The 13,950-nt window shown below is 65.8% G+C and carries 15 protein-coding genes; 6 read left to right on the forward strand and 9 right to left on the reverse strand.

Going from position 1 to position 13,950, the window contains the following annotated elements; genetic code table 11:
• Nucleotides 1-34: 34 nt before the first annotated feature.
• The 9 genes from AC127K_RS09335 to hypA form a co-directional block, all read right to left on the reverse strand.
• The gene (locus AC127K_RS09335; protein ID WP_483720360.1) at nucleotides 35-730 is read right to left on the reverse strand and encodes a hypothetical protein; all 696 of its coding nucleotides are present in this window, start codon (nucleotides 728-730) and stop codon (nucleotides 35-37) included.
• Entirely contained in the window at nucleotides 727-2,136 is a 1,410-nt protein-coding gene (locus AC127K_RS09340; protein ID WP_483720362.1) for a sensor histidine kinase, read from the reverse strand. Before AC127K_RS09340 ends, AC127K_RS09335 begins: the two co-directional genes overlap by 4 nt.
• A complete protein-coding gene (locus AC127K_RS09345; protein WP_483720364.1) occupies nucleotides 2,133-2,798 on the reverse strand; it encodes a response regulator transcription factor in 666 nt (221 codons plus the stop codon). Before AC127K_RS09345 ends, AC127K_RS09340 begins: the two co-directional genes overlap by 4 nt.
• A gap of 126 nt (nucleotides 2,799-2,924) precedes the next feature.
• Nucleotides 2,925-3,935: a hydrogenase expression/formation protein HypE gene (gene hypE, locus AC127K_RS09350; RefSeq protein ID WP_483720365.1), complete on the reverse strand. Its 1,011-nt coding sequence runs from the start codon at nucleotides 3,933-3,935 to the stop codon at nucleotides 2,925-2,927.
• Between the two features lie 13 nt (nucleotides 3,936-3,948).
• Entirely contained in the window at nucleotides 3,949-5,064 is a 1,116-nt protein-coding gene (gene hypD / locus AC127K_RS09355) for a hydrogenase formation protein HypD (protein ID WP_483720366.1), read from the reverse strand.
• Nucleotides 5,054-5,278, reverse strand: a complete 225-nt coding sequence (locus tag AC127K_RS09360; RefSeq protein ID WP_294542030.1) for a HypC/HybG/HupF family hydrogenase formation chaperone — start codon at nucleotides 5,276-5,278, stop codon at nucleotides 5,054-5,056. Before AC127K_RS09360 ends, hypD begins: the two co-directional genes overlap by 11 nt.
• 33 nt (nucleotides 5,279-5,311) lie before the next feature.
• Nucleotides 5,312-7,549, reverse strand: coding sequence for a carbamoyltransferase HypF (hypF, locus tag AC127K_RS09365; protein WP_483720367.1), 2,238 nt, complete (start codon nucleotides 7,547-7,549; stop codon nucleotides 5,312-5,314).
• Complete coding sequence (gene hypB / locus AC127K_RS09370; protein ID WP_483720368.1) at nucleotides 7,546-8,211, reverse strand: hydrogenase nickel incorporation protein HypB; 666 nt, start codon at nucleotides 8,209-8,211, stop codon at nucleotides 7,546-7,548. The genes hypF and hypB overlap by 4 nt, the downstream gene beginning before the upstream one ends.
• A gap of 2 nt (nucleotides 8,212-8,213) precedes the next feature.
• Nucleotides 8,214-8,555: a hydrogenase maturation nickel metallochaperone HypA gene (hypA, locus tag AC127K_RS09375; protein WP_294542391.1), complete on the reverse strand. Its 342-nt coding sequence runs from the start codon at nucleotides 8,553-8,555 to the stop codon at nucleotides 8,214-8,216.
• Between the two features lie 205 nt (nucleotides 8,556-8,760).
• On the opposite strand from hypA, the gene AC127K_RS09380 reads away from it, so the two are divergent.
• Genes AC127K_RS09380 through AC127K_RS09405 form a run of 6 tightly spaced genes read left to right on the forward strand, consistent with a single transcriptional unit; the run spans nucleotide 8,761 to nucleotide 13,869 of the window.
• Nucleotides 8,761-10,653, forward strand: coding sequence for an NADH-quinone oxidoreductase subunit 5 family protein (locus tag AC127K_RS09380; protein WP_483720369.1), 1,893 nt, complete (start codon nucleotides 8,761-8,763; stop codon nucleotides 10,651-10,653).
• Nucleotides 10,650-11,513 carry a respiratory chain complex I subunit 1 family protein gene (locus tag AC127K_RS09385; RefSeq protein WP_483720370.1) on the forward strand — a complete coding sequence of 288 codons (864 nt, stop codon included), beginning with the start codon at nucleotides 10,650-10,652 and terminating at the stop codon, nucleotides 11,511-11,513. Before AC127K_RS09380 ends, AC127K_RS09385 begins: the two co-directional genes overlap by 4 nt.
• An 18-nt stretch (nucleotides 11,514-11,531) precedes the next feature.
• Nucleotides 11,532-11,975, forward strand: coding sequence for an NADH-quinone oxidoreductase subunit B family protein (locus AC127K_RS09390; protein ID WP_294542395.1), 444 nt, complete (start codon nucleotides 11,532-11,534; stop codon nucleotides 11,973-11,975).
• Between the two features lie 2 nt (nucleotides 11,976-11,977).
• Complete coding sequence (locus AC127K_RS09395) at nucleotides 11,978-12,325, forward strand: NADH-quinone oxidoreductase subunit C (RefSeq protein ID WP_294542396.1); 348 nt, start codon at nucleotides 11,978-11,980, stop codon at nucleotides 12,323-12,325.
• Between the two features lie 4 nt (nucleotides 12,326-12,329).
• Nucleotides 12,330-13,409, forward strand: coding sequence for a hydrogenase large subunit (locus tag AC127K_RS09400; RefSeq protein ID WP_483720371.1), 1,080 nt, complete (start codon nucleotides 12,330-12,332; stop codon nucleotides 13,407-13,409).
• Between the two features lie 7 nt (nucleotides 13,410-13,416).
• Nucleotides 13,417-13,869 (forward strand): 4Fe-4S binding protein, encoded by a 453-nt coding sequence (locus AC127K_RS09405; protein WP_483720372.1) that lies wholly within the window; start codon nucleotides 13,417-13,419, stop codon nucleotides 13,867-13,869.
• The last annotated feature ends 81 nt before the right edge of the window (nucleotides 13,870-13,950 follow it).

The raw sequence follows: 13,950 nt of genomic DNA on the forward strand, positions 1-13,950 counted from the left end.
CCTTATTCTGACGCGGCCATGTGGCGAAGTTCTTTCAGAAGGTGGACTGTCCTTTCCGAAGTTCCAGATACACCCAGTCCTCCCCAGAGGTGCAGCAGACGGTGGCCCGGGCTTTGGCCGAATACAGGGCAGTGGTGTCCGGGACGTCGGTGTCCGCCGGTTCCCAGTCCCCCAGACCGTCCATCCCCAGCAGGGCCAGCCAGGTCCGCAGGCGGGTCTCGCCGTCCAGGTCCCCGCCCACCGGCAGAGAATAGGAAACATACACCCCGGTGGCCGCCTGCCGGGTCAGGTACAGTCCGGCGGTGGTGTTTTCCCCGAACCACAGCAGGCTCAGGGTCTGCTGGCTTCCGTCCGCCCCGCGGGAATATTGGTCCGGGGTCCGGGCCAGCAAGGCGTCCAGACCGGCCTTTTCCCGGTCAGAAATCACCCCCGCCTCCGCCAGCGCCGCCAGGGGTTCAGCGGCTTCGGCGCACAGTTCGGCGGGGTCCGGCTCGGGCAGCTCGGCAGGGGCGTCCGGGTCGGTGCAGGTACTGCCGGCGTGAAGCTCGTACAGCACCGGGATGGCCCGGGCGTCCTCGTCCAGGGCCCCCGCCGTCACCGGGCGGGCGGTGACCAGCTGGGTCCGGCGGGCATCCCCCAGTCGGGCCCACAGGGCCGGCCCACCCAGCAGGGCGGCGCAGACCAAAAGCGCCCCCACCGTGGGCAAAATCCCTTGTTTGTCCCGTCTCATTCCCGTCCCTCCTTCAGACAAAGCCCCACGGTGGTGCCCCGGCCCGGTTCGCTCACAAAGGTCAGGGTGCTGCCGTGGAGGCGGGCGATCTCGGCGCACAGGCTCAGCCCCAGGCCGCTGCCTCCGGCCCGACGGGCCCGACTCTTGTCCACCATGTAAAAGGGCTCGGTGATGCGGGGCAGTTCCTGGGCCGCCATACCGCAGCCGGTGTCGGAGACGGTCAGTTCCCAGCCGTCCCCCTGTCTGCGGCAGCCCAGATGCACCGCCCCGTCCTTGGGGCCGGCGTTGGCGGCGTTGAGTACCAGATTGCGCACCAGGTCCCCCAGCAGGGACCGCTGGGCCAGCACCACCGCCTGGGGGTCACAATCCGTGCAGATGGTGGCCGGAAAATCCTCCGGCAGGCTGCGGCGCACATCCCCGAACACCAGCCGCACCGCCACCGGGGCCAGGGTGATCTGCTCCTGTTCCAGGCCCAGCAATTGCAGCAGGCTGCGGCTCAGGGTCTCCAGCCGTCCGGCCTCGTGGTAGATGTAATCGGCAGCCTGCCGGCGTCGCTCGGCGGGCTGTTCTCCCATGCGCAGCAGGTCGGCGTACCCCAGAATGGAGGTCATGGGGGTCTTGAGTTCGTGGGTGAAGGCTGCCACGAACCGGCTCTGGCGGGCGGATTCCTGCCGCAGGGCTTCCATGCGGCTTTCCACCGCGTCGGCCATCTGGTTGAAATCCTGCCCCAGAGCGTCAAATTCCCGCTGCCCGCAGGGGAGCACCCGGCGGTCGTAGGCGCCTTCGGCCATGGAGCGGGCCGCCGTCTGCAGCGCCCGCAGGGGCCGGGTCATCCGGCGGGAGAAAAGGGCTGCCGCCGCCCCCGCCAGCACCAGGGCGGCGGTTTCCAGAAGAAAATACTGCCGCAGTTGCCGGTCCCGCTCGGCATACAGGGGGGCCACATCGTAGGCGCTCACCAGCCAGAGCCCGTCCAGGGACCCCTGCAAAGGGGAGGCCAGCAGCATGTAGCGGGCGCTGCCTTCGGCGGTGTAGGAAAGGCGCCGGGGACCGGCGGCGATGGCAGCCCGCTGGGCAGCGTAGCGCACCGCCGCGGGCAGGCTGGAATAGAGGGTGGTGCCCTGTTCGTCCAGCACCGAGAAGTAGAAGGGCTGGGCCCCCACGGCGCTTTGCAGCTCTGCGGCATAGTCCAGCACCGACCGGGCGGCGGCCACGGTGTCGCGGGCGCCGTCGGTGCGCAGGGCCTGTTCCAGGGCGCTGCGCTCCCGCTGGTGGAGGGCGGCGTTCTGGGTCTGGGCCCGCTGCAGGGCAAAGTCCAGGTTGCGGTCGATGGTCCACCCGCCCCCGAAGGACAGGGTCAGGCAGAGCAGCAGCAGTATGCCCAAAGTCAGTTTGCGGGAAAAGGTCATGGCGTTTCCTCCTCTTCCAGCATATAGCCCACCCGGGGCACGGTGCGGATGCGGTCGTCCCACCCCAGCTTGCGCCGCAGCCGGGACATGTGGATGTCCAGCGTGCGGTTGGAGGGCTCGGCGTCCATCCCCCACACCAGTTCCAGCAGGGCGCTGCGGTAGAGGGTGATGCCCCGGTTGTGCAACAGGGCCAGCAGCAGGTCAAATTCGTGGGGCGTCAGGGGTACCGGCACCCCGTTTTTGGCGGCGGTGCGGGCTTCCGGGTCCACCACCACGTCCCAGGCGCGGAGTTTCGTGTCCCGCCGTCCGGCGTGGCGCAGCACCCCCTCCACCCGGGCCAGCAGTTCGGGGGCGGCAAAGGGCTTGACAATGTAGTCGTAGGCCCCCAGTTTCAGCCCCCGCACCCGGTCGTCCACGGCGGTGCGGGCGGTGAGAAAGATCACCGGGGTGCCGGTGGGGCAGATATAGTCCATGAGTTCGAACCCGTCCACATCGGGCAGCATCACGTCCAGTAAGATCAGATCGAATTTCCGGGTCTCGATGAGGTCGGCGGCCTCGCTGCCGCTGTGGGCCTGCACGCAGGGCAGCCCGATCTGGGACAGGGTAATGGAGATGAGCTCCGCAATGGGGGCTTCGTCGTCCACCACAAGCACCGGGTACATGGTCATTCCTCCTTGTCGGGATAGGTACACCCAGTATGGGCGTGGGATGTTGCGGGAATCTTTCGGGCCGATAACAAAAAAGAGGGAACAGACCTGGGCAGGGTCCGTTTCCTCCTTGATGCAAATTCAGCAGATGCGGGGCAGCTGGGCGCCGGTGAGCTTGCCCAGGATCCGGCTGCCGCCCAGAGCGGTGTGCAGCACCACCTTGCCCGGGCGCCCGGTGCCCACGGTGCCGATGCGGCAGGCGCCTTCGCCCCCGGGCAGGGCCCGCAGGGCCCCCAGCACGGCCTCGGCATCGCCGGGGGCCACCACTGCCAGCATCCGGCCCTCACAGGCGGCGTACAGCGGGTCCAGGCCCAGCAGGTCGCAGGCGGCGGCCACCGGCTCGTCCACCGGGATGGCCTCTTCCTCCAGGTCGATGCACAGCCCGCTGCCCTCCACAAATTCGTTCAGGGTGGTGGCCACACCGCCCCGGGTGGGGTCCCGCAGAATGTGCACCTCCCCGGCTGCCAGGGCGGCGGCGCTCAGTTCATGCAGGGGGCGGCAGTCGCTGCGCAGGTCTCCTTCCACCGGCAGGTCTCCCCGGGCCATGAGCACTGCGGCGCCGTGGCAGCCCACGCTGCCGCTGATGAGCACCGCATCCCCCGGGCGCAGGGCCCGCCGGCCCAGACCGGGCGCCCGCAGTACCCCGATGCCTGCCGTGTTGATGTACAGCCCGTCGGCGCTGCCCCGTTCCACCACCTTTGTGTCCCCGGTGACGATCTGCACCCCCGCTTCCCGGGCGGTGCGGGCGATGGAATCCACCACCGTGCGCAGATCGTCCATGGGCAGGCCTTCCTCCAGAATCAGGGAAAGGCTCAGGTACAAGGGCTTGCCCCCGGCCATGCACAGGTCGTTGACGGTGCCGCACACCGCCAGCTTGCCGATATCTCCGCCCGGAAACTTCCAGGGGGTGACCACAAAGCTGTCGGTGGAAAACACCGGCTGACCGCCCAGGTCGGGCAGCACGGCCCCGTCTCCCAGGTCGTTGAGGGCGGCGTTGCCGAAAGCGGGCAGCAGAATCTCGTCAATGAGCTGGGCGGTGCGCACCCCGCCGCTGCCGTAATCCATGGTAATGATCGATTGCATGGGGTTCATCTCCTAAACAAAATCAGACATCGGCGGAAGGGTATTTCCAGGCCGCCGCACAGGCGCCTTCGCCGGAAACCATGCAGGGGCCCACCGGGTCCTCCGGGCGGCAGAGCCTGCCGAAGAGCGGGCACTCTTCCGGGTGCAGGAGTCCCCGGATGACCTGCCCGCACCGGCAGCCCGGGGGCTCGGTACCTGCCCGGCAGGCAAGGCTGTACCGGGCGGCGGCGTCATAGCGGGCATACTCCGGCCGCAACACAAGGCCGCTGTCCGGGATTTCCCCCAGCCCCCGCCACAGGCTGTCCGCAGGCTGAAAGACGGCGTTTACAGCGGTCCGGGCGGCGGCGTTGCCGCCGGCGGTGACCAGCCGGACATACTCGTTTTCCAAAGCCGGGGTGCCGTCGCAGACCATGCACACCATCCGCCAGACGGCGTACAGCACGTCCCCGGCCTCAAACCCGCCCACCACGGCGGGCAAGCCGTATTCCCGGGGCAGAAAGGCAAAGGCGTCCGCCCCGGTAATGGCGGCCACATGCCCGGGGCAGAGCAGGGCGTCCACCCCGCAGTCGGGGGCGTTCAGCAGAGCCCGCAGGGCAGGCTCGGTGCGCTTGAGCAGGCAGAACACCGAAAAATTGTCCAGACCGTCCCCGGCGGCATCCAGCACGCAGGCGGCGGTGCCGGGGGCGGTGGTCTCAAACCCCACCCCCAGAAACACCACCTCCCGGTCCGTGTTGGTCCGGGCCAGGTCCACCGCGTCGGCGGCGGAGTAGACGGTGCGCACATCCGCCCCTTCGGCCCGGCGGCGCAGCAGGGTATCCCCCCGCAGGCTGCCCGGTACCCGCAGCAGGTCCCCGTAGGTGGCCAGGGTCACACCGGGGCGGGCGGACAGTTCCAGGGCTGCGTCAATGTCCCCGGCGGGGGTCACGCACACCGGGCACCCGGGGCCGGAGATCAGCTCCACCCCCGGGGCCAGCAAGCTGCGCAGCCCCGCCTTGGCGATGGCCATGGTGTGGGTACCGCAGATCTCCATGATCCGAACCGGGGCACGGTCCTGGGTGCGGCGGCGGATGTCCTGTACCAGCCGCGCGGCTCCGGCGGGATTGCGGAAGGCTTTCAGCCAGGAATCCTCACAGGGCATGGATGGCCTCCTCAATGCAGGCCAGATTTTCGGCGGCCTGCTCCGGGGTGAGCTTTTCAATGGCGAAGCCCGCGTGGACCATCACATAGTCCCCCACGGCGATGTGGGGCAGAAAATCCACCCGCAGATTCTGGGTCAGTCCGGCGGCTTCCCCTACAGCGTGTTTGCCGTCTCCTTCCAGGGAGACGATCTTCAGCGGAACTGCAAGACACATGCAGCAACCCTCCTTCATATATAAAGAAACCGGTCATGTCCCGGCGGCAATGGCCAGCTGGCCCAGGGCCAGCCCTTCGTCGGAAGGGGAGACCCGTTTGTGGGTGTATACGGTGTACCCGGCCTCTTCCAAAAGGGCGGTCACCCCTTCCAGCAGGGCCCGGTTGAGAAACACCCCGCCCGAAAGCACCACCGGCAGCCTGTCCGGGTTCAGGATCCGGCACTGGTCCAGGGCCATGCGGCACAGGGCCTGCTGGAACCCGGCGGCCAGTCCGGCAGCCCCGGCCCCGGCGTTTTTGCGCTGCCACAGGGCGCGGATCAGGGGCCGGGTGTCGAAAAAGCGCACCCCGTTTTCCTCGTAGAAGGCGGGGGTGTATACCTCCTCGGGGGCAGCGCCCTCGGCCAACGCTTCCAGCAAGGCGGGGGCCTGACCGTCGTACCCGGCCCGGGTGCAGCCGGTGAGCAGGGCATACACCCCGTCAAACAGCCGCCCCATGCCGGAGGACCGGGGGCAGCGCAGGCCGCTGTCCAGCAGCGCCGCCACGGCTTCCCGGCGGGCAAAATCGGGGGCAAAGGCGGGACATCCGGCATCCCTGGCCAGAGCCAGGGCGGTGCGGCCGATCTGAGCGGTGCACACATCCCCGCCCGCCAGAGGGATGGGCCGGACCGACCCCACCCGGCGGTAAGAACGGAAATCGCCCACAAGGCATTCCCCGCCCCAGACGGTCCCGTCCTCCCCCAGGCCGGTGCCGTCCCAGACCAGACCAAACACCGGCCCGATCAGCCGGTTGTCCGCCATGCAGGCGGCCATGTGGGCCCAGTGGTGCTGCACCTGCCGCAGGGGCAGGCCCCGTTCCCGGGCCATCTCCCGGGCCTCCCGGGTGGAGGCATAGTCCGGGTGCAGGTCGCACACCAGGGCCCGGGTCATCAGCCCGAACAGGTCCAGGGTGGTGCGCAGGGCGGTGCGGTAGTGGTCCAGCGTCTCGGCGTTTTTCAGATCGCCGATGTACTGGCTCACAAAGGCGTGACGGCCCCGTCCGGCGGCAAAGGCGCCTTTCTGTTCCGCCCCGAAGGCCAGAATCCCGGTGGCGTCCCGGTCCAGCAGGATGGGCTGGGGGGCGTACCCCCGGCTGCGGCGGAAAAAGACCGGGGCACCCCGCCAGACCATGGCCAGGGAATCGTCGCACCGGTTGGCGATGGGCCGGTCGTGGAGCAGAAACCCGTCCGCCACCCCCTGCAGCACGTCCACGGCCTCCTCATTGTCGGTGAGCACCGGGCAGCCCGTTCGGTTGGCGCTGGTCATGACCACCAGGTCCGGCCCGCCGGAATGTCCGTCCAGCAGCAGGATGTGCAGGGGGGTATAGGGCAGCATGACCCCCAGCCGGGTGGTGGCGCTGAGCCAGCTTTGCCCGGTGGGGTCCTTTTTGTCCAGCAGCAGGATGGGCCGGCGGGGACTTTGCAGCAGGGCGGCCTCGTCCCCGGTGATCCTGCACAGCCGTCCGGCGGCGGAAAGGTCCCGGGCCATCAGGGCCAGGGGCTTGTCCGGCCGCTGCTTGCGGCGGCGCAGGCGGGCCACCGCGTCGGGGTTGTCCGCCCGACAGGCCAGGTGGATGCCTCCGGTGCCCTTCACCGCCACGATCTGTCCGGCGGCCAGGGCCTGCTGGGCCAGGGCAAGGGGGTCCCCGTCCTGCACAGCTCCCCGGGCATCCCGGTACTCAGCCCGGGGCCCGCATACCGGGCAGCAGTTGGGCTGGGCGTGGTAGCGGCGGCTGGTGATGTCGGCGTATTCGGCGGCGCAGTCGGGGCACATGGCAAAACTGGCCATGGTGGTGGCGGGGCGGTCGTAGGGCAGGCGGCGGATGATGGAAAACCGGGGCCCGCAGTCGGTACAATTTATAAAAGGATACCGGTACCGCCGTCCCTGCGGGTCGTTCATCTCGGTCAGACAGGCGCCGCAGGGGGCCAGGTCGGGGGAGATGAGGGTGGCCGCCGCCCCCTGGCGGCTGGGCAGGATGGCAAAGCCGGTCTCCCCGGTGGGGGCCAGCTCTTCGGTGCGGATCTCCTCGATCACCGCCAGAGGCGGCGGGGCGGTGCGCAGGGTATGCAGAAAGTCGTCCAGGGCCGGGGCGGAGCCTTCCAGCTCCAGATCCAGGCCGGCGGCGGTGTTGCGGGCCCAGCCGTTCAGGCCCAGGCGGGCGGCCTGCCGGTGGACGAAGGGGCGGAACCCCACCCCCTGGACGATGCCCTCAATGAGAAACCGCCGCCGTGTCATGCGTCGGCAGCCAGGGCTTCCCGGATCTTGCCGGCCAGATGGGCGGCAAGATCCTCCACCCCGTCCCCGGTGCGGCTGGACACCCGGAACAGCGGGCCTTCCGGGTTCACCCCCTTGTAGTCGGCGGCGGCCCGGTCCACATTGAAATCAAAGTAGGGGAGCATATCACACTTGTTCAGCACCAGGCAGGAGGTATCGGTGAACATCAGGGGATACTTGGCCACCTTGTCGTCCCCTTCGGGGATGCTCAGCACGGTGATGCGCAGATTCTCCCCGATATCAAACTCCGCCGGACAGACCAGGTTGCCGATGTTCTCCACAAACAGCACATCCAGGCTGTCCAGGTCAAAGTCGGGCAGGATGTGCTGGATGCTCATGGCCTCGATGTGGCAGGCGCCGTCGGTGTTCAGCTGCACCGCCGGGATCTTCAGCGCCGCGATCTTCTCGGCGTCGATCTGCCCGGTGATGTCCCCCTCAATGACCCCGATGGCAAACTCTTCCCGCAGTTTGGCAATCAGGGCGGTGATCAGGCTGGTCTTGCCGGCACCCGGGCTGCCCATGACGTTGATCAGACAAACCTTGTGGTCTTTCAGGGTGCGGCGCACCTCGGCGCTCACGTCCTCGTTCCATTCCATGACCTGATGCAGCACTTTGATCTCCATATTCAGTCTACCTCCAGACTTTCCACCATGAATTCCTTGCCCGAAAGCCGCTTCAGCCGCAGGCTGCCGCAGTAAGGGCAGGCAATGTGGGCGCGGTCGATCTCACCCTCCCGGCCGCAGTCCCGGCACAGCACCTTCAAAGGCACCGTGGTCACCTTGATTTTGGCTCCTTCGGCGGGGGTGCCTTTGGCCAGCACGTCCAGGTACATCTGCACACACTCCGGCACCACCCCGGAAAAAGGCCCCATCCGCAGGCGAATTTCCCGAATATGGGAAGCGTTCTGCTGGGCCGCGGCCTGCAGGGAGATGTCCAGGATGCTCTGGGTGATGGATAGTTCGTGCATGGCAAAACCCCCGTTTCCGAAAGGGACAGAAACTGTCAAAAAGGGCGGTATTCCACCGCCGCACCATCTCATTGTAGCACCATCCGGCACAAAAATCCACAAAAGAGACGGACTTGTAAATCGGAAACAAGAGGACTATAATGATACTAATTTGTCAAAAAATCTGTATGATTGTCCGGGAATATTCCCCGAGGAGGTTGAAAATATGGCAATCATTCCAATTTTGATCGGGTGGCCTGCCCTGATGGCGCTGGTGATCCCCCTCCTGCGTGACCCCCGCGTGCGGGGGCGCGTGGTGTACGGGGGCGCCGCCGTTCTCATGGTGCTGGCCGCCTTTTTGCTGGGGGCATGGCTGCAGGGCGGCGGCGGGATCGTCAGCCTGTGCGGGTCGGTGCCCCTTATCGACCACCTGATGCTGGCCGGTGAGTTCGCCCTCATGATCCTCATCGTGGTGCTGAGCATCAAATACAAAAAGTACCCGGTGGTGCTGCTCTCGGTGGGGCAGACCGGGCTCATGGCCTGGTCGGAACTGACCTGCCCGGTGGAATCTCCCACCCACATCCAGCTGGACTGCCTGTCCATGCTGATGATCCTCATTGTGGCTTTGGTGGGCGGGCTCATCTGCATCTACGCCGTGGGCTACATGCAGGCCTACCACCAGCACCACAAGGACTACCAGGACCGCAGCGGGTTCTTCTTCTCCATGCTGTTCTTCTTCCTGGCGGCCATGATCGGCCTGGTTCTGTCCGAAAACCTCGTCTGGATGTACTTCTTCTGGGAGATCACCTCGGTCATCTCCTTCCTGCTCATCGGCTACACCCGCACCGAGGAAGCCATCAACAACAGCTTCCGCGCCCTGTGGATGAACCTGCTGGGCGGCTTCGGCTTTGCCATCGCCATTGTGGTGGCGGCCCATACCCTGCACACGGTTCAGCTGGGTGAACTGGTGGCGGCCAAGGCCACCATCCCGGTGGTGCTGCTGGCCATGGCCGGACTGACCAAGTCCGCCCAGCTGCCCTTCTCCAGCTGGCTGCTGGGCGCCATGGTGGCGCCCACCCCCTCCAGCGCCCTGCTGCACAGTGCCACCATGGTCAAGGCGGGCGTCTACCTGCTCATCCGGCTGGCCCCCGCCATGGCGGGCAACATGACCGGCATGACCGTGGCCTTCATCGGCGGCTTCACCTTCATTGCGGCCAGCATGATGGCCATTGCCCAGAACGACGGCAAAAAGGTGCTGGCCTTCTCCACCGTGTCCAACCTGGGCCTGATCGTGGCCTGCGCGGGCATCGGCGCCGAGGAGACCATCTGGGCCGCGGTGCTCCTGATGATCTTCCACTCGGTGAGCAAATCCATGCTCTTCCAGGCTGTGGGCTCCATCGAAAACTCCCTGGGTTCCCGGGATATTGAGGACATGCACGGCCTGCTGCTCCGCCTGCCCCGGCTGACCTACATCATGGGCATCGGCATTGCGGGCATGTACCTGGCGCCCTTCGGCATGCTGATCTCCAAGTGGGTGGCCCTGAAAGCCTTTGTGGATGCGGAAAACTACCTGCTGGTCATCTTTTTGGCCTACGGCAGCGCCACCACCATGCTCTACTGGACCAAGTGGCTGTGCAAGCTGGTGTCCTTGCACCACACCAAGGTGAAGGTCACCGACGCCACCCACCCGGACCAGTACCTGTCCATGTACATCCACGCGGCGGCCACCCTGGGGCTGTGCCTGCTGTTCCCCCTGGTGTCCTCCCGGGTGGTCACCCCCATCATCCAGGAACTGTACGGCACCGCCCATGAAGTGCTGTCCATGAGCGTGCTCACCACCATGGCCATCATGCTGGTCAGCGTGCTGTTCGTGCCCTCCCTGATGTTCCTGCTCACCCGGTCCACCCATCGCCATTATGTGCCCATCTACATGGGCGGCATCAATGAAGGGGACAACACCTACTTCACCAACAGCTTCGGGGAACCGGAACACCTGTATCTGAGCAACTGGTACCTGCGGTTTGAGTTCGGGCGCCGCCGCCTCATGCGGCCGGGTGTCATCATCTCTGCCGGGGTGCTCATCGTCATGCTCTGTGTGATCATAGGAGGTGCGGTATGATGCCGGTGGTTTCTGTTTTGGGGTATCTGCTGCTGGCGCCCCTGGTGGGCGGCCTGCTGGACGGGCTGGACCGCCGCGTCAGCGCCCGGATGCAGGGCCGTCAGGGCCCGCCCATGCTGCAGCCCTTTTACGATATCAAAAAGCTGTTTTCCAAACAGATGATCGCGGTCAACAGCGTGCAGATGCTGCTCAACCTGAGTTATCTGGTCTTTCTGGCCGTGGCGGGGTCCATGCTCTTTGCGGGGGCGGACATCCTCATGTGCCTGTTCATCCTGTCCACCGCCGATATGTTCCTGGTCATGGCGGCTTCCAGCGATTCTTCCCCCTTCGCCACCCTGGGCGCCGGACGGGAGATGATCCAGATGATGGCCTACGAACCCCTGACCCTGCTCATGGCCGTGGGCTTCTATCTGGCCACCGGCAGCTTCCATGTGGGGGACATCATCCGCATGCCCCACAGCGCGGTGCTGGTCATGCCCGGTTTCTTGCTGGGCTTCATGTTCATCACCGCCATCAAGCTGCGCAAGTCGCCCTTTGATCTGTCCACCAGCCACCATGCCCACCAGGAGATGGTCAAGGGCATCACCACCGAGATGGCCGGCCCCACCCTGGCCGTGATGAACATTGCGGAATACTACGAGATGGTGCTCATGCTGGGCATCGTGGCGCTCTTCTTCCTCAACGAACACTGGTGGAGCTGGCCCATCGCCATTGTGGCCTGCCTGGTGGTGTTCCTGCTGGAAATTCTGTGGGACAACGTTTCCGCCCGGGTCAAGTGGCGCACCCTGCTGGACGGCTGCTGGGTGGTCACCCTGCTCACCGGCGGGCTCAACGGCTTGATCCTCATGCTGGTACGCTGAAAAAGGGGGCAATACAAAATGAAAAAACTGGCAAAGTCCCCCTGGCTGCTGCATTACGACGCCAGCAGCTGCAACGGGTGCGACATTGAGGTGCTGGCCTGCACCACACCCAAATACGATATTGAACGTTTCGGCATCATCAACACCGGCGACCCCTTCCAGGCAGATATCCTGCTCATCACCGGCGGCGTCAACGCCCAGTGCGAAAGCGTGGTCAAGCAGCTGTATGAGCAGATGCCCAACCCCAAGGTGGTGGTGGCCGTGGGCATCTGTGCCTGCACCGGCGGGGTGTTCAAGGACTGCTACAACATCAAGGGCGGCATCGACACGGTGATCCCGGTGGATGTGTATGTACCCGGCTGCGCCGCGCGGCCCCAGGCCATCATTGACGGCGTGGTGAAAGCGCTGGAAATTCTGGAAGAAAAGCGCAGGAACTATCACGAAAACAAGGAGGAGGGCTGACAATGGAAGCTGCCAACACGATCGAGCCCATCACCATGGCCCGGTTCATGCCCCAGGTGATCCGCTTCAAGATGGACGGCTGGCGGGTGGTGCAGATCTGCGCCGCGCGCCTGCCCGACGGCTATGAGCTGAGCTACTCCTTCGCCAAGGGGTATGATATGCGCACCCTGCGCCTGACCGTGGCCACCGAGGAATCGGTGCCCAGCATCACCCAGGTGTACCCCGGGGCCTTCCTGCAGGAAAACGAGGCCGCGGAGCTCTTCGGGGTGAAGGTGGAGAGCATCCAGGGCGATTATCACGACAAGCTGTACCGCATCGCGCGGCCCACGCCGTTCAAGGAAAAGGGGTAAGACTATGGCAAAACGAAGCATTGTGCCTTTCGGTCCCCAGCACCCCGTCCTGCCCGAACCCATCCATCTGGACCTGGTCCTGGAGGATGAGGTGGTGGTGGACGCGGTGCCCAGCATCGGCTTTGTCCACCGTGGACTGGAAAAACTGGTGGAGACCAAGGATTTCAAGGAATACGTCTACATTGCAGAGCGGGTCTGCGGCATCTGCAGCTTCGGCCACGGGCTGGGCTACTGCCAGACCCTGGAACAGATCATGAACGTGGAAGTGCCTCCCCGGGCGCGGTATCTGCGCACCATCTGGATGGAGATGAGCCGGGTGCACTCCCATCTTTTGTGGCTGGGCCTGCTGGCCGACGCCATGGGCTTTGAGAGCCTGTTCATGGAAAGCTGGAAACTGCGGGAAAAGATCCTGGATATGTTCGACGCCACCACCGGCGGCCGGGTCATCTTCTCGGTGAACTGCATCGGCGGGGTGCTCAAGGACATGGACGAGACCATGCTCAAGAACATCGTGGACACCTGCAACGAGATGGAAAAAGAGCTCAAGCCCATCGCGGACGCCTTCCTGCGGGACTACACCACCGGCTCCCGCCTGCGGGGCCTGGGGGTGCTGACCCCCGAACAGGCCACCCTCATGGGGGCGGTGGGACCCATGCTGCGGGCCAGCGGCATCGCCTGCGACGCCCGCAAGCTGGGGTACGCCGCCTACGATGAGCTGGACCTGGAACCCATCACCTCCAACGATGGCGACTCCTACGCCCGGTGCGAGGTGCGCATCAGGGAGATCAGCCAGTCCTTCGACCTCATCCGGCAGGCGGCGGCCAGGATCCCTGCCGGCCCCATCGCCGTGCCGGTGAAGGGCTTCCCCAAGGGCGAGTACTTCACCCGCATCGAGCAGCCCCGGGGCGAGGCCATCTACTACGTCAAGGCCAACGGCACCAAGTTCATCGACCGGTTCCGCCTGCGCACCCCCACCACCAGCAACATTCCGCCCATGCTGAACATGCTCAAGGGCTGCCAGCTGGCGGATGTGCCCCTGCTGATCCTGACCATTGACCCCTGCATCAGCTGTACCGAGAGGTGAGACCAAGATGAGTTCATTGAAATTTATGCCCTTTGCGGGCACGGCGCTGCGCAACCTCTTCCGCAAACCGGTGACCACCAGCTATCCCTTTGCCCCGGCCCAGTACCCGGAGCGGATGCGCGGGCATATCGAGATCGACATCGAATCCTGCATCAGCTGCGGCATGTGTGCCCGCAGCTGCCCGCCCGGGGCCCTGACGGTGGACCGGGCCGCCGGCACCTGGACCATCCAGCGGTTCGACTGTGTCCAGTGCGGCAACTGCGTCAACGTCTGCCCCAAAAAGTGCCTGAAGATGGCTCCGGGCTACACCACCCCGGACACCACCCGCCACAGCGACACCTACACCCGCACCACCCCGCTGCCCAAACCGGCTCCCCGTCCGGCAGCCAAGCCCGCCGCCCCGGCTGCCCAGGCAGCCCCCGCCGCCGCGCCCCAGGCCCCGGCGGCAAAAACCGAGTAAAGAACCTTCGGCCGCACCCTGCGGGGTGCGGCTTTTTGCTTGGCCCCGTATTGTAGGAACAGGGGCTTTGTGCTACAATAA

This window comes from Subdoligranulum sp. DSM 23681, assembly GCF_057005535.1.

What these genes read in the sequence shown, in the direction of transcription:
- AC127K_RS09345 (WP_483720364.1), bottom strand. Translation starts at nt 2,798, where the DNA reads ATGTACCCGGTGCTTGTGGTGGACGACGAAGCCCCCATTGCGGAGCTC.
- hypA (WP_294542391.1), bottom strand. Translation starts at nt 8,555, where the DNA reads ATGCACGAACTATCCATCACCCAGAGCATCCTGGACATCTCCCTGCAG.
- AC127K_RS09340 (WP_483720362.1), bottom strand. Translation starts at nt 2,136, where the DNA reads ATGACCTTTTCCCGCAAACTGACTTTGGGCATACTGCTGCTGCTCTGC.
- hypD (WP_483720366.1), bottom strand. Translation starts at nt 5,064, where the DNA reads ATGCCCTGTGAGGATTCCTGGCTGAAAGCCTTCCGCAATCCCGCCGGA.
- AC127K_RS09360 (WP_294542030.1), bottom strand. Translation starts at nt 5,278, where the DNA reads ATGTGTCTTGCAGTTCCGCTGAAGATCGTCTCCCTGGAAGGAGACGGC.
- AC127K_RS09335 (WP_483720360.1), bottom strand. Translation starts at nt 730, where the DNA reads ATGAGACGGGACAAACAAGGGATTTTGCCCACGGTGGGGGCGCTTTTG.
- AC127K_RS09385 (WP_483720370.1), top strand. Translation starts at nt 10,650, where the DNA reads ATGATGCCGGTGGTTTCTGTTTTGGGGTATCTGCTGCTGGCGCCCCTG.
- AC127K_RS09380 (WP_483720369.1), top strand. Translation starts at nt 8,761, where the DNA reads ATGGCAATCATTCCAATTTTGATCGGGTGGCCTGCCCTGATGGCGCTG.
- AC127K_RS09405 (WP_483720372.1), top strand. Translation starts at nt 13,417, where the DNA reads ATGAGTTCATTGAAATTTATGCCCTTTGCGGGCACGGCGCTGCGCAAC.
- hypE (WP_483720365.1), bottom strand. Translation starts at nt 3,935, where the DNA reads ATGAACCCCATGCAATCGATCATTACCATGGATTACGGCAGCGGCGGG.
- hypF (WP_483720367.1), bottom strand. Translation starts at nt 7,549, where the DNA reads ATGACACGGCGGCGGTTTCTCATTGAGGGCATCGTCCAGGGGGTGGGG.
- AC127K_RS09400 (WP_483720371.1), top strand. Translation starts at nt 12,330, where the DNA reads ATGGCAAAACGAAGCATTGTGCCTTTCGGTCCCCAGCACCCCGTCCTG.
- AC127K_RS09395 (WP_294542396.1), top strand. Translation starts at nt 11,978, where the DNA reads ATGGAAGCTGCCAACACGATCGAGCCCATCACCATGGCCCGGTTCATG.
- AC127K_RS09390 (WP_294542395.1), top strand. Translation starts at nt 11,532, where the DNA reads ATGAAAAAACTGGCAAAGTCCCCCTGGCTGCTGCATTACGACGCCAGC.
- hypB (WP_483720368.1), bottom strand. Translation starts at nt 8,211, where the DNA reads ATGGAGATCAAAGTGCTGCATCAGGTCATGGAATGGAACGAGGACGTG.